Source organism: Tenacibaculum amylolyticum (genome assembly GCF_964511145.1).
GTDB lineage: Bacteria > Bacteroidota > Bacteroidia > Flavobacteriales > Flavobacteriaceae > Polaribacter > Polaribacter amylolyticum.
The window spans coordinates 1-19,086 of sequence record NZ_CAZEFZ010000076.1 but is presented as its reverse complement, the minus strand read 5'-3'; the positions used below and the strand labels follow the sequence as shown (position 1 = coordinate 19,086).

At 32.1% G+C, this 19,086-nt stretch carries 16 protein-coding genes; 8 read left to right on the top strand and 8 right to left on the bottom strand.

Annotated features, from left to right (window positions below; translation table 11 throughout):
- Positions 1-37: 37 nt before the first annotated feature.
- From sufB to ACKTTC_RS18075, 6 genes are all read right to left on the bottom strand, one after another.
- Complete coding sequence (sufB, locus tag ACKTTC_RS18100) at positions 38-1,486, bottom strand: Fe-S cluster assembly protein SufB (RefSeq protein WP_408041271.1); 1,449 nt, start codon at positions 1,484-1,486, stop codon at positions 38-40.
- 36 nt (positions 1,487-1,522) lie between these two features.
- On the bottom strand, positions 1,523-1,852 hold the full coding sequence (locus tag ACKTTC_RS18095) for a HesB/IscA family protein (protein ID WP_408041270.1): 330 nt from the start codon (positions 1,850-1,852) through the stop codon (positions 1,523-1,525).
- Between the two features lie 104 nt (positions 1,853-1,956).
- The gene (locus ACKTTC_RS18090; RefSeq protein ID WP_408041269.1) at positions 1,957-3,039 is read right to left on the bottom strand and encodes a cytochrome-c peroxidase; all 1,083 of its coding nucleotides are present in this window, start codon (positions 3,037-3,039) and stop codon (positions 1,957-1,959) included.
- Complete coding sequence (locus ACKTTC_RS18085) at positions 3,040-3,801, bottom strand: MbnP family protein (RefSeq protein WP_408041268.1); 762 nt, start codon at positions 3,799-3,801, stop codon at positions 3,040-3,042.
- Positions 3,801-5,129, bottom strand: coding sequence for a hypothetical protein (locus tag ACKTTC_RS18080; protein WP_408041267.1), 1,329 nt, complete (start codon positions 5,127-5,129; stop codon positions 3,801-3,803). Before ACKTTC_RS18080 ends, ACKTTC_RS18085 begins: the two co-directional genes overlap by 1 nt.
- 11 nt (positions 5,130-5,140) lie before the next feature.
- On the bottom strand, positions 5,141-6,604 hold the full coding sequence (locus tag ACKTTC_RS18075; RefSeq protein ID WP_408041266.1) for a choice-of-anchor B family protein: 1,464 nt from the start codon (positions 6,602-6,604) through the stop codon (positions 5,141-5,143).
- Positions 6,605-6,766: 162 nt separating this feature from the next.
- Between ACKTTC_RS18075 and thiL the strand changes: the two genes are divergently transcribed.
- Both thiL and lysM read left to right on the top strand, forming a co-directional pair.
- Positions 6,767-7,813: a thiamine-phosphate kinase gene (thiL, locus tag ACKTTC_RS18070; RefSeq protein WP_408041265.1), complete on the top strand. Its 1,047-nt coding sequence runs from the start codon at positions 6,767-6,769 to the stop codon at positions 7,811-7,813.
- 78 nt (positions 7,814-7,891) lie between these two features.
- The gene (lysM, locus tag ACKTTC_RS18065; RefSeq protein ID WP_408041264.1) at positions 7,892-8,362 is read left to right on the top strand and encodes a peptidoglycan-binding protein LysM; all 471 of its coding nucleotides are present in this window, start codon (positions 7,892-7,894) and stop codon (positions 8,360-8,362) included.
- A gap of 38 nt (positions 8,363-8,400) precedes the next feature.
- Here the strand turns inward: lysM and ACKTTC_RS18060 are convergent, their stop codons facing one another.
- Together ACKTTC_RS18060 and ACKTTC_RS18055 are read right to left on the bottom strand one after the other, a co-directional pair.
- Positions 8,401-9,450 (bottom strand): glycosyltransferase family 9 protein, encoded by a 1,050-nt coding sequence (locus ACKTTC_RS18060; protein WP_408041263.1) that lies wholly within the window; start codon positions 9,448-9,450, stop codon positions 8,401-8,403.
- Positions 9,451-9,540: 90 nt separating this feature from the next.
- Positions 9,541-9,951: a BrxA/BrxB family bacilliredoxin gene (locus tag ACKTTC_RS18055; RefSeq protein WP_408041262.1), complete on the bottom strand. Its 411-nt coding sequence runs from the start codon at positions 9,949-9,951 to the stop codon at positions 9,541-9,543.
- 214 nt (positions 9,952-10,165) lie between these two features.
- Between ACKTTC_RS18055 and ACKTTC_RS18050 the strand changes: the two genes are divergently transcribed.
- The 6 genes from ACKTTC_RS18050 to ACKTTC_RS18025 all read left to right on the top strand — a co-directional run bounded on the left by ACKTTC_RS18050 (position 10,166) and on the right by ACKTTC_RS18025 (position 18,958).
- Positions 10,166-10,933 carry a TerB family tellurite resistance protein gene (locus tag ACKTTC_RS18050; protein WP_408041261.1) on the top strand — a complete coding sequence of 256 codons (768 nt, stop codon included), beginning with the start codon at positions 10,166-10,168 and terminating at the stop codon, positions 10,931-10,933.
- Between the two features lie 350 nt (positions 10,934-11,283).
- Positions 11,284-12,222, top strand: a complete 939-nt coding sequence (locus ACKTTC_RS18045) for a PorP/SprF family type IX secretion system membrane protein (RefSeq protein WP_408041260.1) — start codon at positions 11,284-11,286, stop codon at positions 12,220-12,222.
- A 10-nt stretch (positions 12,223-12,232) separates the two neighbouring features.
- On the top strand, positions 12,233-14,362 hold the full coding sequence (locus tag ACKTTC_RS18040) for an OmpA family protein (protein WP_408041259.1): 2,130 nt from the start codon (positions 12,233-12,235) through the stop codon (positions 14,360-14,362).
- Positions 14,363-14,475: 113 nt separating this feature from the next.
- Positions 14,476-17,880 carry an isoleucine--tRNA ligase gene (ileS, locus tag ACKTTC_RS18035; protein ID WP_408041258.1) on the top strand — a complete coding sequence of 1,135 codons (3,405 nt, stop codon included), beginning with the start codon at positions 14,476-14,478 and terminating at the stop codon, positions 17,878-17,880.
- Positions 17,881-17,885: 5 nt separating this feature from the next.
- Positions 17,886-18,266, top strand: a complete 381-nt coding sequence (locus ACKTTC_RS18030; RefSeq protein WP_408041257.1) for a TraR/DksA family transcriptional regulator — start codon at positions 17,886-17,888, stop codon at positions 18,264-18,266.
- Between the two features lie 41 nt (positions 18,267-18,307).
- Positions 18,308-18,958 (top strand): hypothetical protein, encoded by a 651-nt coding sequence (locus tag ACKTTC_RS18025; RefSeq protein ID WP_408041256.1) that lies wholly within the window; start codon positions 18,308-18,310, stop codon positions 18,956-18,958.
- The last annotated feature ends 128 nt before the right edge of the window (positions 18,959-19,086 follow it).

Below are 19,086 nucleotides of genomic sequence, written 5' to 3'. Positions count from 1 at the left end.
TTGTTGTTTTTCAAATTGAATAATTAATTCTTACAAATTATCCAACACTTCCTTCTAGAGAAATCTCTAATAATTTTTGTGCTTCAACAGCAAACTCCATAGGTAACTTATTTAATACCTCTTTGCTAAATCCATTAACGATTAATGCAATTGCTTTTTCAGTATCAATACCTCTTTGGTTACAGTAAAATAATTGATCTTCACCAATTTTACTTGTAGTAGCTTCGTGCTCTATTTGAGCCGATTTATTCTTTGTTTCTATGTATGGGAATGTGTGTGCTCCACATTCATTACCCATTAATAAACTATCACATTGAGAGAAATTACGTGCATTTTCTGCTCTAGATCCAATATGTACTAAACCACGATAACTGTTTTGTGATTTTCCAGCAGAGATTCCTTTTGAAATGATGGTAGATTTGGTGTTTTTACCAAGGTGAATCATTTTTGTACCAGTATCTGCTTGTTGGAAATTATTTGTTACAGCAATAGAGTAGAATTCTCCTACTGAATTATTTCCTTTTAATATACAACTAGGGTATTTCCATGTTACAGCTGAACCAGTTTCTACTTGCGTCCAAGAGATTTTTGCATTTGTTTCACACAAACCTCTTTTTGTTACAAAATTGAAAACTCCACCTTTTCCTTCTGAATCTCCAGGGAACCAGTTTTGAACAGTAGAATACTTAATTTCAGCATCGTCTAAAGCAATTAGCTCAACAACGGCAGCATGTAATTGGTTTTCGTCTCTTTGAGGTGCAGTACATCCTTCTAAATAAGAAACGTAACTTCCCTCATCTGCAATTACTAACGTTCTTTCAAATTGTCCAGTACCTCCTTCGTTAATTCTGAAGTACGTAGATAATTCCATTGGACAACGTACACCTTTAGGAATATAACAGAAAGATCCATCAGAAAAAACAGCTGAGTTTAATGCAGCATAAAAGTTATCTGTAGTTGGAACTACAGACCCAATATATTTCTTTACTAATTCTGGATGTTCTTGTATTGCTTCAGAAATAGGCATAAAAATAATACCTTTTTCAGCTAATGTTTCTTTAAACGTTGTTGCAACAGAAACAGAATCCATTACAATATCAACAGCAACATTTGCTAATCTTTTTTGCTCTTCTAAAGAAATACCTAACTTTTCGAAAGTAGCTAACATTTCTGGATCTACCTCGTCTAAGCTATTTAATTTTGGTTTCTGCTTTGGAGCAGAATAGTATGAGATATCTTGAAAACTAGGTTTCTCGTAATGTACGTTTGCCCACTCAGGCTCTTCCATTTCTTTCCAAACCTTGAATGCTTCTAATCGCCATTCAGTCATCCATTCAGGCTCGTTTTTCTTTTTAGAAATGGCACGTACTATATCTTCGTTAAGTCCTTTTGGAAAGGTTTCACTTTCTATATCTGTATAAAAACCGTATTCGTATTCTTTGGTTTTTAACTCTTCTCTTAAATCATCTTCTGTATACTTACTCATCGTTCAGTGTTCAGTTATTTGTAGTAATAGTAGTAATTATAGAGAAAAACTTTCTCCACAACCACATGTTCTATTTGCATTTGGATTATTAAAAACAAATCCTTTTCCATTTAAACCACCAGAATACTCTAATGTGGTTCCAACTAAGTATAAAAAACTTTTTTTATCAACAACAATCTTTACACCATTGTCTTCAAAAATTTTGTCGTTTTCTTCTTGCGATTTGTCAAAATGTAAATCATAAGAAAGTCCTGAACAACCACCGCTCTTCACACCAACTCGAACAAAGTCCGAAGTAGCATCAAAGCCATCTTCAGTCATTAATTCAATAACTTTCTTTTTAGCTGTATCTGAAACTTTTATCATATAAATAGATTAAGTCTAAATTAGAGTGCAAATATACGATATAACTATCACTCTGCCATGCTTTGTTTGAATGTTAATAATGATGTTATAATCGAAAAAACTTATTATTCTTTAAAATCAGGATTATTAATAAAATCTGAATCGGTAAGTGTAAGTAAAAAAGCTTTTAAATCTGCTTTGTCTTTCGCAGATAAATGAACGCCTCCTTGATTGACTTTTTTCATTAAAGGATCTATAGTTGGCGAGTTTTTTAAGCCTTCGGAATAATGATTGATAACTTCTTCTAAAGTTTGAAATCTACCATCGTGCATATACGGAGCGGTAAAAGCAAGGTTTCTTAGTGAAGGAGATTTAAATTTTCCGTTATCATTTGCATCACCAGTAACGGCACCTAAACCTAAATCAGTAAAAGTAGCATCAAGTCCGTTATTGTGAAATTTATTATCTGTCCATAAAGGATTGTTATTGCTTCCATGACAATGAAAACAGTCTCCTCTAGTTTCATCCATAAAGGCGTTAAAACCATTTTCCTCCTCTGGAGTAAGTGTAGTTTCTCCTCTTAAGAATTTGTCAAATTTTGAATTTCCAGAAATTAACGTTCTTTCGAACTGAGCAATAGCGCGTACTACTAAATTAGAATCTATAGGAATATTACCAAAGGCTTCTTTGAATAATTCTGGGTATTCTGGATGATTTTGTAATTCGTTTGCGACAGCTTTCCAGTCATTATTCATTTCTAGATGATTTTTTACTGGTTCAAAAGCTTGTCTTTCTAAGCTTAATTCTTTTCCATCCCAAGCAAAACGTTCGTCAAAATTCCAAGCCAAATTAAAAAGAGGCATAGAGTTACGAGTTCCTGTGGCTCCATTAACACCCTTGCTAAATTGTAAATTATCTGTAAAAGATTTTTGAGGTTCGTGGCAAGAGGCGCATGAAATAGTATTGTCTTTAGAAAGAATTGGATCGAAAAATAGTTTTTTTCCTAATGCAATTCCTTCTGTAGTTTGTGGATTATTTATAGGAATTATAGGAGCAATGAGCTTTTCCTTAAAAAGAGTTGGAATTTCTAAATCGATAGATACTGGAGTATATTCCTCTTGTTCTTCTGGTAGATTATTATTGTTTCCAGAGGAACAAGCAACCATTATAGAAGTGATGAATAGAATATGTAACCAGTATTGTTTCATTTACAAACTAAAAACATTTCTACCATTTGAATTCATTTCTACTTGCGCATCAAAATTTGGCATTAACATTTGATTTAAAACGTCTAAATCCCAAGTGTTTGGATTTTTAAACCATTCAGCAATATTTACTTTTACATCTATTGTAGCTTCATTCCCAGTAATTACAATGTTATTTAGGTTTACTTCGAAAGAAGTATCTCTGTATATTATGTTAGCAGGATCTGTCAAATTTACAGCTCTTATAGCATGATAATTAAATCCAGCGGGTGTTGTTGTGGTTGCACTGATAAATTTTCCGTCAAATTGCATATAATGGTAGCCTCCACCTAACATCTGCGGAACATTAAAGTTAGTAGTATTTAAATCTGCGTAAGCACCATCTGTATTATCTGCATCTGTAAAGCCAAAAGTAAAATTTAAAGTATAGGTTCTGTCTAGTATCAGTTTATCTATAGTGAATGATAAGTTTTGTTCTTCTCCTAGATCGATTAGCATATAGTCTAATAAAGGTGTTTCAAAACTTGAGTTATCTACTAATTTAATATTAGACAAGACATAGCGATATCTTTCAATACTTATGGTGTCTTTATCTTCAGTTGCAAATTTTACTACATTAAAATCATTTTTTGTAACTAGTGTACCGTCCCATTCATGAATAAAATTTACTGTTAGTTTTTTATTTTGAATAGTTATATCTTCATTACTGGAACATGAATAAAGAAAAAGGATTAAAAGGCTAAAAAAGAATATTTTATTTGTCATTATTGTATTTTAATAATTAATAGATCAGAAAATCCTTTGTTTTCATCTATATCCTGATCGTTACTAGTGCTTTCTCCTACAGCAATAATCGCACCATTATTTAGTTCGGTTACACCATAAAGAAGGTCTATGTCTGAACCTCCAATAAATTTTTGCCATTCTGTAGAACCATTAGCTGTAACTTTTAAAATCCAAGCGTCATTTTGCCCTTTATTCACAAAATCCCTATCAGAACTTCTTGAGCTACCACAAATAATAAAACCACCATCTTTAGTTGTATAAACTGCTCTACCAGCATCAAATCCAGATCCTCCAAAGTTTTTCTGCCAAATAAGGTTCCCATTAGTGTTAATTTTTATAAGCCATAAATCTGCACCACCATTATTTCTCGTAATATCTTTGTCAGAACTTCGTGTATCTCCAACAATAACAAAATTCCCATCGGTTGTTTTTTGAATGCTATAAGCTTCATCAATTTCAGAACCACCAAAATTCTTTTCCCAGAGCAATGTTCCAGTACTACTAATTTTAATAATCCAAAAGTCATAAGTTCCTTTATTATTTGAAATATCTACATCTTCACTGTCAGAAAAACCAGAAATTATAAAGTCCCCTTCATTAGTTTCAACTACGCCTTGTGGTGTTTCTGTAAACGTACCTCCAAAGAATTTACTCCATTCTTTCATACCATTGGTATTTAGTTTAATTGCCCAATAATCACCACCTGCATGTCTACTAGCACTTCTTGAATTTCCTTGGCCTCCAGAAGCGGTAACATCTAATTCACCGACAATTAAATATCCATTATCAGATGTTGGTGTTAGAGAAACACCATTATCTCTTCCAGAAAAGCCAAAAGATTTTTGCCATTGAATAGTTCCTGAAGTATCTAATTTAGCTATCCAGAAGTCAGAGTTACCTTCGTTGTTAGTAACATCACCATCGTTACTTCTACTAAAGCCAAATATGATATAACCATTATCTGCTGTTTGTATAATTTCATTTCCTCTATCATCAAGAGTTCCTCCATATGTTTTAGACCATTGAAGTTCATCTTGAGTATTGTATTTTAATAGAAGAAGATCAGAGTCATTTTGTGTTTTGTTCTCAATATCGCCATCGGTACTAGTAGTATACCCTAAAATAGCATAGCCTCCATCATTAGTTGCTACAACAGCATTTCCAACATCATTACCACTTCCTCCAAATGTTTTTACAAAAGCAATTTCCTCAAGAAAATTAGAAGTGCTTCCGTTGTTAATTTGTAGGTTAGGTTCACTACAAGAATATAAGAGTAGTACTAGGGCTAAAGAAATAATATACCTCACGTAAATAAAACTTATTTAATAATTAATTTTTTTCCAATTGTATTGTTAATCTTCACAAGGTAAATACCTTTTGAATGATTTTCAATGGGTAGAACGAATTCTTGTTGGTTAATATTTTTCTGATGGTATATTTTCTTACCTAAGATATTAAATACTTCTATCGAGGTAATTGATTTTCCATTAGAAGAAATTATTGGGTTTCGATTTGTAGGGTTTGGATAGATGTTAAATTTAGTTTCTTCAACAATTGGATTATCTACGGATAAAGTCCCACTTTTTCTTACAACAAATAAGCCTCTTTCAATATCGTTAATCAGAATATTACCACTAGGGAAATACGGGTACACGCTCCAAGCACCATTAAAACCTACATTATCATTGTCAGGATAAGTATCAAAATAACCAACCTCCGTCATCGGGTTGGTGTTGTCTGAAATATTAGAAATATCTAAAATTCTCATTCCTGCTCTATAGTTCGCAATAAAATATTCATTTCCTTTAACATACCCATTATGATCAATCGCTTTGGTTGGTCCTAAATAAGCTGATGAAAAAGTTGGAGTATCTAAATCTGTTAAATCAAAAATTAAAGTTCTGGTATTAGTTCCAGTTCGTTGTTCGTCTAACTCATCACCAAGAATAAAATAACGATGATCATCAGTAAACCAACCTTGATGTGCATATTCTGGATTTGTATATGAGATTTTAGAAATCAATTGAGGTGATGCTTTATCCGTAACATCTACAATAACAACATCATTTGTGCCTCCATCATTTCCATTACTAGCTAATAAAATTTCTCTTCCAGTGTAAGTTGCGTCAGGTCCATTATAAGTAATAACTTGCGCGTCGTGTGTGTATCCCTGAGCTGAATATCCTCCAGCAGCGGTTGGGTTTTTAGGGTCAGAAATATCTACAAAAACAGGTCCTCCACTAAATGAATCACAGCCTACAAGATACGCGTAGTTGGATGTTTCATTAATAACAATATTATGACAACTTGTAACCCCAGAATAAATAGCATCTGCATTAAAGGTTACTGGAGGAGAGGCAACATTTCGTAGTCTTGTTAAATCAAAAACTTGCATTCCATGATCTCCTACATTATCTGCTACAATAAAAGCATGATTGTTGTATACTTTTACATCTCTCCAAACACTTGTACGGGTGTTTGTGTCTAGCCTACCTAAGAATATTGGATTTACAGGATCGCTAATGTCTACAAAAGCAGTACCGTTAGTTAATGCAGTTAGAGCATATTCTTTTCCTGTAGTAGTATCAGTCCATCCCCAAACATCACTTCCTTCAGCAGTAAGAGAGCCAGATAAAGTATTTACGTCTATTACAGACATTAAATCGTAGTTGTTACATGGGTAAACTCCAGCAAAACCAGTACCATCACATGGAGTTTGTGAATCTATTCGAAATGTAGATAAAAACAACAGAATAAAAATAAAATGTAGTTGTGTTTTCATATAAGTTGTTTTTAATGGAATTAAGTTATAAAAATAAGAAATTAATAAGATTCTTTGAGTATATAACAATTTAATGTAGAAAACCCCTAGGTTATTGAAGAAAAAAAAGTAAGTTAATCAATATTGTTAACTCTTTTTGTAATCTAATAGTATCTTTGCAGCATGTTAGAAGATAAAAATAAGCAGAGAACCTCTTTGTCTGAACTTGGAGAGTTTGGTTTGATAACGCACTTAACGGAAAACTTTAAGATTTATAATAAATCTACTCAAAAAGGAATTGGAGATGATTGTGCAGTTATAGCACAAACTGAAAAAGAGATTTTAGTAACAACAGATTTATTGGTTGAAGGAGTACATTTTGATTTAAGTTACGTGCCTTTAAAGCATTTAGGTTATAAGGCAATTATGGTAAACCTTTCAGATGTATATGCAATGAATGCTGAAGCTGAACAAGTAACTGTATCTATTGCAGTTTCAAATCGTTTTCCTTTAGAAGCTATAGAAGAATTGTATGCAGGAATCCAGTTAGCATGTGATACTTATAATGTTGATTTAATAGGAGGAGATACAACTTCTTCTACGAAAGGAATGTTGATTTCGGTTACTGCTTTAGGAGCTGCAAAAAAAGAAGATATTGTATATAGAAGTGGGGCAAAACCAACAGATTTAATAGTAGTTTCAGGAGATGTTGGAGGAGCTTATCTTGGGTTGCAAGTATTGGAAAGGGAAAAAGAAGTTTTTAAAGTGAATCCTCAAAATCAGCCAGATTTAGAAGCGTATACATATCTTATTGAAAGGCAATTAAAACCAGAGGCAAGAAAAGATATTCCTAGGTTATTAAAAGATTTAGAAGTAAAACCAACTGCTATGATTGATATTTCTGATGGACTTTCTTCTGAAATTATGCATATCTGTATACAAAGTGGAGTAGGTTGTAATATTTATGAGGAAAAATTACCATTAGATCCTCAAGTGATTTCTACTTGTGAAGAATTTGATATTGATTCTACAATGGTGGCATTAAGTGGAGGAGAGGATTATGAATTATTATTTACGATTTCAATTAACGATTTTGATAAAATTAAAGGGAACCCAAATTTAACTGTAATTGGTCATGTTACTGAGAAAAATCAAGGGATGAACTTAGTTACTAGAGCGAATCAACAGATTAAATTACAAGCGCAAGGTTGGAACTCTTTCAGTGAGTAATAAACACATTTTTGTAGTATAAAATTTGTATATTGCTAAGAGCAAAAAATAAATAATAATAACAAAAAATTAAAAGAAATGGGTTTATTTTCATTCATTAAAAATGCTGGGGCCAAAGTTTTTGGTATTGGTAAAACTACTGAAGAAGAGGCAGCAGATAAAGCAAATAAATTAGTTGCTGCTGTTAATGCTTTAGAATTGTCTGTAGCAGATTTAGAAGTTAGTGTTGACGATGATAAGGCAACAATTTCTGGTGAAGCTGTAGATTTAGCTACTAAAGAAAAAGTAGTTTTAGTAGTTGGAAATACTGAAGGTATCGCTACTGTAGAAGATAATATGACTGTTGCTGAAGTAGAAGAGATTGCAGCAGAAGAAATGGCACAATTTCATACTGTAGTAAGTGGAGATACATTAGGTAAAATAGCAAAAGAATTTTATGGAGATGCAATGAAGTACCCTGTGATTTTTGAAGCTAACACTCCTATGTTAGAGCACCCAGACAGAATTTATCCTGGACAAGTTTTAAGAATTCCACCTTTAGTAGATTAAGGTAGAAATAGAATAAAATATTATTTATAAAGGATTGCCTAATGGTAATCCTTTTTTATTTCTAATAAAATTTTAGCCACTACTTGTTTTGGAGATATACTTCTCATAACATCTTCATAGCCAGAAATTGTTTTGTTTCCGTAAATAGAACAAGGAAGTAAAGGATACTTTTCTAAGTCAGGAAGTATACAATATTCTTTAGGCTGATTAAAAGGAGCAAACCCAGCATAAGGATGTGTGTTTCCCCACAATGTTATTGTTTTAGTTCCTTGCATTGCAGCAAAATGAGCATTGCCACTGTCCATAGATAACATTACATCTAAATTAGCGATGAGATTTAGCTCATTTTCTAAACCACCTAATGTATTTGCCACTGAAGTAACATTGTCGTATTGTTGTTCAATATTTTTTAAAGTAGTTATATCTGCTTTTCCACCAAAAAGAAAAATCTGAATGTCTTCTAGTGATAACAGTTTAATCACAGATTCCATTAAATCTATTGGATATGTTTTAGAAGCAAACGCAGCAAAAGGAGCAATACCCAACCAAGGTCTGTCTTTTTTGCCAAATAAAGATTCGTTATCTGAATTTAATGTATGTGAAACAAGAGATGATCTTTTGTTTAAATCCACAGGGAAACCCAACGAAGTAAAAACATCAGCATAACGTTGATGAGAAGTTTTTAATTGCTTAAATACTTTCTGAGTAGTTCGTGTAAGTGCTTTTTTTTCTTTTCTTCCTTTATCTATTTTGGCAATAGGTATACTTGTACCTATTTTAAAGAACGTTCTAATAATTTTCGAACGCAGTACATTATGTAAGTCGGCAAAATGAGTAGGTTGTAATCGTTTAATTTCTTTATATAGTTTAAATAACCCTAATATTCCTTTATGTTCTTTTTGAACATTTGCAGAAAGAAAAGTAACATTGCGTACATTTTTAAATAAAGGTTTTAAAAAAGGCTTCGAAACAAATGTTATTTTTACATCAGGATGTTGTTCTATAAGCGCACGAATAACAGGAACTGTCATAGCTACATCTCCCATAGCCGATAATCGAAATACAATAATGTGTGTTGCTGTTTTCAATAGAAAAGAAATTAAATGTTTTCAAAAATACCTATAAAAAAATCCACTCCAAAAAGAGCGGATTTTTTTATGTTATTAGTTAAAGAGTGTTTAACAGTACTCTTCGTATGCTTGCGATAAATTTTCAGCAATCATTTGTGCAGATCTTCCTTCAATATGATGTCTTTCTAACATGTGTACCAACTTTCCATCTTTAAATAAAGCGATAGCAGGAGAAGAAGGAGGAAAAGGAATCATATATTCACGAGCTTTTGCTGTAGATTCTTTTTCAACACCAGCAAATACTGTAGTTAAATGATCCGGCTTTTTATCTACGTGTAAAGAAGCAATAGCTCCTGGTCTAGCTGTACCAGCTGCACAACCACAAACTGAATTTACCATCACCAAAGTTGTTCCTTCTTTTGATAAAGCAGTATCAACATCGTCAGCAGTGTATAATGCTTCAAAACCTGCGTCAATTAATTGATCGCGCATTGGCTTAACTAATTCTTCTGGATACATATTTATAATAAATTAAATTTTACTGCAAAGATAGTTCATTAAAACTAAAAGAAATAATAAAAAGAAAAGGGAAGAATCTAAGAAAATGAATTTCTCCCCAAAAGTCTAAAAGGTTAAAAAGAACAATTTTAAGTTGATTAAAGAAATCTTAAAATATGTAACAGAAGTAGCTTAAATTCATACTAACAAGTTATATTTGATTAAAATTTAGATCATGGGAAAATTCACAAAATGGCTAGGTGCCGGAGTCGGTTTTACATTGGGCGGACCAATTGGAGCAATAATTGGATATGCTTTGGGAAGTATAATTGATGGAGTGAGTGTACAAGAATATACAAAAGAACAAGAAGAATATCATAAAAGAACTGAACAAAGAAGTAGACCAAGAGTAGAAGCAACTTCTGGCGATTTTGAAATTAGCTTACTAATCTTAGCTTCAGTAGTTATTAAAGCTGATGGAAATGTAGATCCACGAGAATTAGAATATGTTAGAAAACATTTTGTAAAACTATACGGTAAAGAAAGAGCAAATCACGCTTTTAAATTGTTCAATGGAGTTATTAAGAAAGATATTTCTACGAGGCAAGTCTGTATTCAAATAAGGCAACATATGTCTCATTCTTCTAGACTTCAGTTGGTTCATTTTTTATTTGGAATAGCTCAAGCAGACGGTTTGGTTAGACCTTCAGAAGAACAAGCAATTCAGAAAATTGCAGGTTACTTATATATAAGTCCAGGAGATTATAACTCTATAAAAGCAATGTTTTATGATGAAACAGATGCAGCTTATAAAATACTTGAAATAGATAAAGGAGTATCTAATGAAGAGATAAAGAAAGCATACAGGAAAATGGCTAAAAAATACCATCCGGATCGCTTACAAGATACTATAGGTGAAGAGCACAAAAAAGTTGCTAAAGAAAAGTTTCAAAGCATTCAAGATGCTTACGAAAAGATAAAAAAAGAACGAAATTTTAATTAAACCCGTAAAATTTAAGATTTTTTTAAGAATTCTGTTTGTAAATATCAAATAACGAGTATCTTTACACCCTAAATTAGAATATTTAGTAATTTAGGAAAGCTAAACATAAATATTTTACTACTATTTAAAGAATCATGTAACTCTCAGGGGGATAGTTAATATGATTGGGTAAGTTTTTATTAATCAATAAAATTATATTTGTAAAAATCGAAAGTCATTAAATAACAAAGTAAGTAGCACTTATTTTATTTGTTTTTTGCTTTGGAGTATGAGTATATATGGTATAATTATAGCTATATAGATTTAATAATAATATAAAAGGTTAATTAAATAGTGAATAAGAATCATTTATGAAAATAACAAATAATCCCTTAGTTATAACGATTGCGTTATTGTTGTCAATATCTAGTTTATGTGCACAACAAGACCCGCAATACACTCAATATATGTATAATACAATGAGTGTAAATCCCGCTTATGCAGGATCGAGTGGTCATACAATAATCACTGCTTTAGGCCGCACCCAATGGGTAGGAATTCAAGGAGCACCAGATACACAAACATTTAGTTATGACACAGCTATTGGTTATAGTGGTGTTGGACTAGGAGTAAATCTTACCAACGACCAAATAGGTCCTTCTCAAGAAATCTATTTAGATGCGAATGTTTCGTATACTGTTCGTACAAGTTATGAAGGGAATTTATCTTTTGGATTAAAACTAGGAGGACGTCATTTAGCTATTGATTGGAGTAAAGGAACTGCACGTCAGCAAGAACGAAGTTTCGATCAAAATGTAAGTGAATTCTTTCCAACTATTGGAGCCGGAATCTATTACCATGAACCAGAATGGTATGTAGGAGTAGCAATACCTAATATTTTACGTACAGATCATTATGATGATACTGTAGCTACTATTGCAAATGGAGATGGAGATATCGCAGAAGAACGTCTACACTTTTTTGGAATTGCTGGGTATGTTTTTGATTTGAATGATAACTTAAAATTCAAACCAGCAACTTTAGTGAAAGTTGTTAGTGGAGCACCATTATCTTTAGATGTTTCCGCTAACTTTTTATTCAATGAAAAATTTGCAACAGGTATAGCTTGGCGTTGGGGCGACTCTATGAGTGCCTTGTTAGGTTTACAAGCAACAGATAATTTACATATTGGTTTTGCTTACGATTTAACAACCTCTAATTATAGTAATTATAACTCTGGAACCTACGAATTATTTGTAAAATGGGAAGTGTTCAGAGGCGAGGTTATGAAATCCCCGAGATTCTTTTAAACTAATCTTTATGAGGAGAATATTATTAACTTATTTATTAATTTTTAGTGTCGTTGGATACGCACAGCGTAGATATGCAGCTGATAGATACTTTAAGGAGTTTGCCTATAAAAAATCGGCAGAACTCTATAAAGTTCTTTATGATAAGGGAGACGATTCACAATTAATTATAAGTAGGTTAGGAGATTCTTACTATTATAATATAGATCCTATTTCAGCAGAAAAATGGTACAAACTGCTATTAGATAAATATGAAAATAGTGTTTCTCCAGAATATATCTTCAGATACGCACAAGTATTAAAAAGTAATGGAAAAATTAAAGAATCTGATGCTTGGCTACGAAAATTAAAAGAAGTTAAAGGAGAAGATTCTAGAGCTTTAGCTTTAGATAAAAATGAAGATTATTTTGTAGAATATTCAAATAAGAAAAAAACGTTCGTAAGCTTAAAAAACTTAAAAATAAATACAAAGTATTCAGATTTTGGAGGTTTTATTCACGATAATAAATTATACTTTGCTTCTACAAGACCCGATGGAGGAAAGTTTGATAAAAAACTATATAGATGGAATAATCAACCTTATTTAAACATTTATACAGCAGATGAAAACTTTAATGATAATGATATAGAAAAAGGTTTAATGGTAGATAATGCGGAAAAGTTAACTGCTATTAATACACGTTATCATGAGTCGAATATAATTTTTACAAAAGATGGTAAAACAATGTATTTTACCAGAGATAATTATAATGGAGATGAACTAAAAGGCGATAAAAATAAAGTTACTCATTTAAAAATATACAAAGCAACCTTAGAAAATGGAAAATGGGGAAAGGTAGAAGAGTTACCTTTTAACAATGATAACTATTCTATAGGACATCCAGCATTAAGTCCAGATGAAAAAACGCTATATTTTGTTTCAGACAAACCAGGAGGTTTAGGAGCTACAGACCTTTATAAAGTAGCACTTAATTCGGATGGAAGTTACGGAGCAGTAGAAAATTTAGGAGATATTATTAATACTGAAGGAAGAGAAATGTTTCCTTATTTAGATCAAGAAGGAACATTGTATTTTGCTTCCGATGGACATTTAGGTTTAGGGGCTTTAGATGTATTCGAAACAAAAGAAGTTGAAGATAATTTTACAAAACCAATAAATTTAGGAACTCCTGTAAATGGACCTTTAGATGATTTTGCATTTGTTATCAGCGATGATAAATCATACGGATACTTCTCTTCTAATAGAAAAGGAGGAAAAGGAGACGATGATATTTACAGTTATGTAATTTACCGTTGTAAAGAAGATATTATTGGAGTAGTTACCGATTCTGAAACGGGAAAACCAATTTCAGGAGCAGTAGTTCGATTAATAGACGGAAACGGAGTTCCAGTAAGCAAACAAACTACAGGAGCAGATGGTAAATATGCTTTTAAAGAAATTGCATGTGAAAATAATTTTACGGTTTCGGCAACAAAAGACGATTATAGAAACGATCAGAAAACAGCAGTAACAGAAGATATTAATAAAAAAATCATCAATACAGATTTAGCATTAGAATCATTGATTGTTGATACACCAGAAACTACAGCACAAATTGTAATCAAACCTATTTATTTCGATTTTGATCTATATACTATTAGAGAAGATGCAGAATATGAATTAGAACATATTGTTTCAGTAATGAAGAACAATCCAGATATGGTAATTCGTATAGAATCACATACAGATAGTAGAGGGCCAAGTGCATACAATCGTTTTTTATCAGATAAGAGAGCGAAAGCTACTAGAGATTATATAGTTTCAAGAGGCATTGCGCCTGAGCGAATTGCAAGTGCAATAGGATATGGAGAAGATCAGCTGTTGAATAATTGTAACGATGCGAATCAACGTAAATGTACCGAAGCACAACATCAACAAAACAGACGATCATATTTCTATATCGTAAAAAAAGGTGAAAACCAAAAAAGAGATGAAGCGGAGATGGATATTGATCAAGAGCAAGTTTATTATACAGTGATTCCAAAAGATACACTATTCAGTATTTCAAAACGATTTGGTATAACAGTAGAAAAACTCAAAGAGTTAAATAAATTAAAATCAAACGAGATAATTATTGGGCAAAAACTCAAAGTCAAGTAGTAATATTTGAAAATAAAATAAAAAGCACCTTTTTAAGGTGCTTTTTTTGTATAGAAAATAAAGAATTACAATAAAATACTTAATTTCGCAGATTCAATATATAGAACGAAAAAATGAGTAAGAATTTTACTGAATACAAAGGATTAAACCTACCTAAAGTAGCAGAAGAAATCTTAAACTATTGGGAGGAAAACAACATCTTTGAGAAAAGTGTTTCTACAAGAGAAGGAAAAGAACCATTCGTGTTTTTCGAAGGGCCACCATCTGCAAATGGTTTGCCAGGAATTCACCACGTAATGGCACGTTCTATTAAAGATATTTTTTGCCGATATAAAACACAAAAAGGATATCAAGTAAAACGTAAAGCAGGATGGGATACGCATGGTTTACCAGTTGAACTAGGTGTTGAGAAAGAACTTGGTATAACGAAAGAAGACATCGGTACTAAAATTACCGTAGAAGAATATAACGAAGCTTGTAAAAAAGCAGTAATGCGTTATACAGATATATGGAACGACCTAACTCATAAAATGGGATATTGGGTAGATATGAATGATCCATATATCACATACAAATCGAAATATATGGAATCTGTTTGGTGGTTATTAAAACAGATTTATAATAAAGATTTATTATACAAAGGATATACGATTCAGCCATATTCTCCAAAAGCCGGAACTGGTTTAAGTTCACATGAGGTTAACCAACCTGGTTGTTATCGCGATGTAACAGATACAACAGTTGTTGCACAGTTTAAAGCAGTAGAAGAAACATTACCTGAGTTTTTACAAAACGAAGGAGATATTCATTTCTTAGCTTGGACAACTACTCCTTGGACGTTACCAAGTAATACAGCATTAACAGTTGGACCTAAGATAGATTACGTATTGGTTGAAACATACAATCAATATACATTTAAACCTATGAATGTAATTCTTGCTAAAAATTTAGTAGGAAAACAATTCAGTGGAAAGTATAATCAAGTTGAAGAAAAATCGCAATTACTTGAATACAAAGAAGGAGATAAAAAAATCCCATTCTTTGTTGTAAAAGAATTTAAAGGAGCAGATTTAGTAGATATAAAATACGAACAACTTTTAGAGTATGCGTTACCGTATGAAAATGCAGAAAATGCATTTAGGGTAATTGCTGGAGATTTTGTAACTACTGAAGACGGTACAGGAATTGTACACACAGCACCAACGTTTGGAGCAGACGATGCATTCGTAGCAAAACAAGCGGTGCCAGAAGTGCCACCAATGTTAGTCTTAGATGCAAATGGAAATACAGTTCCTTTAGTAGATTTACAAGGGCGTTTTAGAGCAGATTTAGGAGATATAGGAGGAAAATATGTAAAGAATGAGTATTACAATGATGGTGAAGCTCCTGAGAAATCTGTTGATGTTGAAATCGCAATTAAACTAAAAACAGAAAATAAAGCCTTTAAGGTTGAAAAATATGTACACAGTTATCCGCATTGTTGGAGAACTGATAAACCAGTATTATACTATCCATTAGATTCTTGGTTTATCAAAGTAACTGATGTTAAGGATAAAATGTTCAGTTTAAACGAAACCATTAACTGGAAACCAAAATCTACTGGAGAAGGACGTTTTGGAAACTGGTTAAAAAATGCAAACGATTGGAACTTATCTCGTTCTCGTTTCTGGGGAATTCCATTACCAATATGGAGAACAGAAGATGGAACAGAGCAAGTTTGTATTGGTTCTGTAGAAGAATTAAAATCAGAAATAGCAAAAGCAGTAAATGCTGGAGTAATGGAAGCCGATATTTTTGCTGACTTTGAAGTTGGTAACATGTCTGAAGACAATTATGAAAAGGTAGATTTACATAAAAATGTAGTTGATAAAATTGTCTTAGTATCTGCATCAGGACAACCAATGCGTCGCGAAAGTGATTTAATTGATGTATGGTTCGATTCAGGTTCTATGCCGTATGCACAATGGCATTATCCATTCGAAAATAAAGAATTAATAGACGAAGGAAAAAGCTATCCAGCAAACTTTATTGCAGAAGGAGTAGATCAAACTCGTGGTTGGTTCTATACATTACATGCTATCGGAACTATGGTATTTGATTCTGTAGCGTATAAAAATGTTGTATCTAACGGATTGGTGTTAGATAAAAACGGACAAAAAATGTCGAAGCGTTTAGGAAATGCAGTAGACCCGTTTAAAACATTAGGAGAATATGGACCAGATGCAACGCGTTGGTACATGATTTCTAATGCAAACCCATGGGATAATTTAAAATTCGATTTAGCTGGAATAGAAGAGGTAAAGCGTAAGTTTTTCGGAACATTATACAACACCTATTCATTCTTTAGTTTATATGCGAATATAGATGGGTTTAATTACAGCGAAGTTGAAGTTCCTTTAAACGAACGTCCAGAAATTGATCGTTGGATTTTATCTGAGTTAAATACATTAGTAGCTAAAGTAGATAAATTCTATGCTGAGTATGAACCTACAAGAGCAACTAGAGCAATTTCAGACTTTGTACAAGATCATTTAAGTAACTGGTATGTGCGTTTATGTAGAAGACGTTTCTGGAAAGGAGAATATGCACAAGATAAGATATCTGCATACCAAACCTTATACACTTGTATGCTTACAGTAGCAAAGTTAGGAGCGCCAGTAGCACCTTTCTTTATGGATCGTTTATATAAAGATTTAAATGCAGCTACACAGAAAGAAACTTTCGAAAGTGTGCATTTAGCAGAATTCCCTGTATATAACGAAACTATGGTAGACAAAGCTTTAGAACGTAAAATGGAGAACGCACAAACAATTTCTTCGTTAGTACTTTCATTAAGAGCTAAAGAAAAAATAAAAGTACGTCAGCCATTACAAAAAATAATGATTCCTGTGTTAGACGATACACAAAAAGAAGAAATCTTAGCAGTTTCAGACCTTATCAAGTCTGAAGTAAATGTTAAGGAAATTGAATTGTTAGACGATGCTTCAGGAATCTTAGTAAAACAAATAAAACCAAACTTTAAAGCATTAGGCCCAAAATTCGGAAAAGACATGAAAATGGTTTCTTCTGAAATTCAATCATTTACCCAAGAGCAAATTGCAACGATAGAAAAAGAAGGTAAAATTTCCATAGAAATTAACGGAAAAATGATTACATTAGAAACCGCAGATGTAGAAATCTCATCAAAAGACATCGAAGGTTGGCTAGTGGCGAATGCAGAAGGTTTAACCGTTGCTTTAGATGTTACCATTACCGATGAACTACGCAAAGAGGGGATTGCAAGAGAATTGGTAAATAGAATTCAGAATGCTCGAAAAGACTCTGGTTTTGAAGTAACAGATAAAATAAAATTGACTTTCTTAAATTTTGCTGAATTACAACAGTCGATACTTGCTAATGAAAACTACATTAAAGCAGAAACCTTAACAAAAGAATTGGTTTTTGTAGATGCGTTAGAAAATGGTACAGATATTGAGTTTGATACCATAAAGAGTAAAATGTTAATCGAAAAAGCATAATAATTATGGGTGAAGATGTAAAAGTTAGATATTCAGATAGCGATTTATTAGAATTTAAAGAAATCATTCAAGCAAAAATAGATCGAGCAGAAGAAGATTTAGAATTACTAAGGTCTTCTTATAAAAACGGTGCAGATAATGGTACTGATGATACATCTCCAACCTTCAAATCATTTGAAGAAGGTACAGATACAATGGCTAAAGAAGCAAATATGCAGTTAGCGATTCGTCAGGAAAAATTCATTAGAGACCTAAAAAATGCTCTTATCCGAATAGAAAACAAAACGTATGGTGTTTGTAGAGTAACTGGAAAGTTAATTCAAAAAGAACGCTTAAAATTAGTGCCACATGCCACATTGAGTATTGAGGCCAAAAGAAAACAATAAATCAAAACAAAAGCTTCCTAAATGGAAGCTTTTTTATTTTTATGAAACAGGTATTGCTTTTATATTACTTGTTATGCAGTGGTTTTATAACCGCTCAATTAACTATTACTCAAGAGTTCGATTTTAATACAAGAAAAATTGAAATTGATACAGAAGGCGTAGGAGAAATACAAATTAGTACTTCAGATAAGATAAAAACAATTAGGGTTACACTAATAAGTATGTCAGAAAACACTCCGTATGAAGTAGATAAAAAAGAAGAAGATGATGTATTAAAAATTTCATTTGTAGCAGGAATACCAGCTAGTGAAACAACTGTCTTCAGAAAATTTATTACAAAAGGAAGTGTCAAGGCTTCAGTAAAAATAGAAATACCGAAAAATAAAGATATAACCATTTTAGGAAAACGTGTAGACGTTATATCTAAGAGCTATAATGGTAATCTCTTCATTCTTATAGAAAAAGGATTTGTAAACTTTCATACAGTGCTTAAAAATGTTTATTTGCAGTTATTTCAAGGAAATGTGTATGCAAAGGTGAAAAATATGAATATGCAAATTCAAACAAATAAAGGTAAATTTATGATTAATGATGAACCTACAATTTCACCTTATAAAAAAGTAAAAGAAACCTATAAAACGACTTTTGAAGTGAATTCTATTAATGCAAATATTTTTATAGAAAGAAATTAGAAGAAGTCTACGGTTTTTGTACGTCTTTAGTGCAACAAATGTAAGAATAGTATTACAAAGCCTTGAAAATATTTTCAAGGCTTTGTTTTTAAGCTATTTGTGTTCTATATTTGTCCCAAGAAAAATTG

Coding starts and splice junctions, on each gene's coding strand:
- lysM (WP_408041264.1), top strand. CDS start 7,892: ATGGGTTTATTTTCATTCATTAAAAATGCTGGGGCCAAAGTTTTTGGT.
- thiL (WP_408041265.1), top strand. CDS start 6,767: ATGTTAGAAGATAAAAATAAGCAGAGAACCTCTTTGTCTGAACTTGGA.
- ACKTTC_RS18090 (WP_408041269.1), bottom strand. CDS start 3,039: ATGAAACAATACTGGTTACATATTCTATTCATCACTTCTATAATGGTT.
- ACKTTC_RS18055 (WP_408041262.1), bottom strand. CDS start 9,951: ATGTATCCAGAAGAATTAGTTAAGCCAATGCGCGATCAATTAATTGAC.
- ACKTTC_RS18030 (WP_408041257.1), top strand. CDS start 17,886: ATGGGTGAAGATGTAAAAGTTAGATATTCAGATAGCGATTTATTAGAA.
- ACKTTC_RS18095 (WP_408041270.1), bottom strand. CDS start 1,852: ATGATAAAAGTTTCAGATACAGCTAAAAAGAAAGTTATTGAATTAATG.
- ACKTTC_RS18075 (WP_408041266.1), bottom strand. CDS start 6,604: ATGAAAACACAACTACATTTTATTTTTATTCTGTTGTTTTTATCTACA.
- sufB (WP_408041271.1), bottom strand. CDS start 1,486: ATGAGTAAGTATACAGAAGATGATTTAAGAGAAGAGTTAAAAACCAAA.
- ACKTTC_RS18045 (WP_408041260.1), top strand. CDS start 11,284: ATGAAAATAACAAATAATCCCTTAGTTATAACGATTGCGTTATTGTTG.
- ACKTTC_RS18025 (WP_408041256.1), top strand. CDS start 18,308: ATGAAACAGGTATTGCTTTTATATTACTTGTTATGCAGTGGTTTTATA.
- ileS (WP_408041258.1), top strand. CDS start 14,476: ATGAGTAAGAATTTTACTGAATACAAAGGATTAAACCTACCTAAAGTA.
- ACKTTC_RS18085 (WP_408041268.1), bottom strand. CDS start 3,801: ATGACAAATAAAATATTCTTTTTTAGCCTTTTAATCCTTTTTCTTTAT.
- ACKTTC_RS18050 (WP_408041261.1), top strand. CDS start 10,166: ATGGGAAAATTCACAAAATGGCTAGGTGCCGGAGTCGGTTTTACATTG.
- ACKTTC_RS18040 (WP_408041259.1), top strand. CDS start 12,233: ATGAGGAGAATATTATTAACTTATTTATTAATTTTTAGTGTCGTTGGA.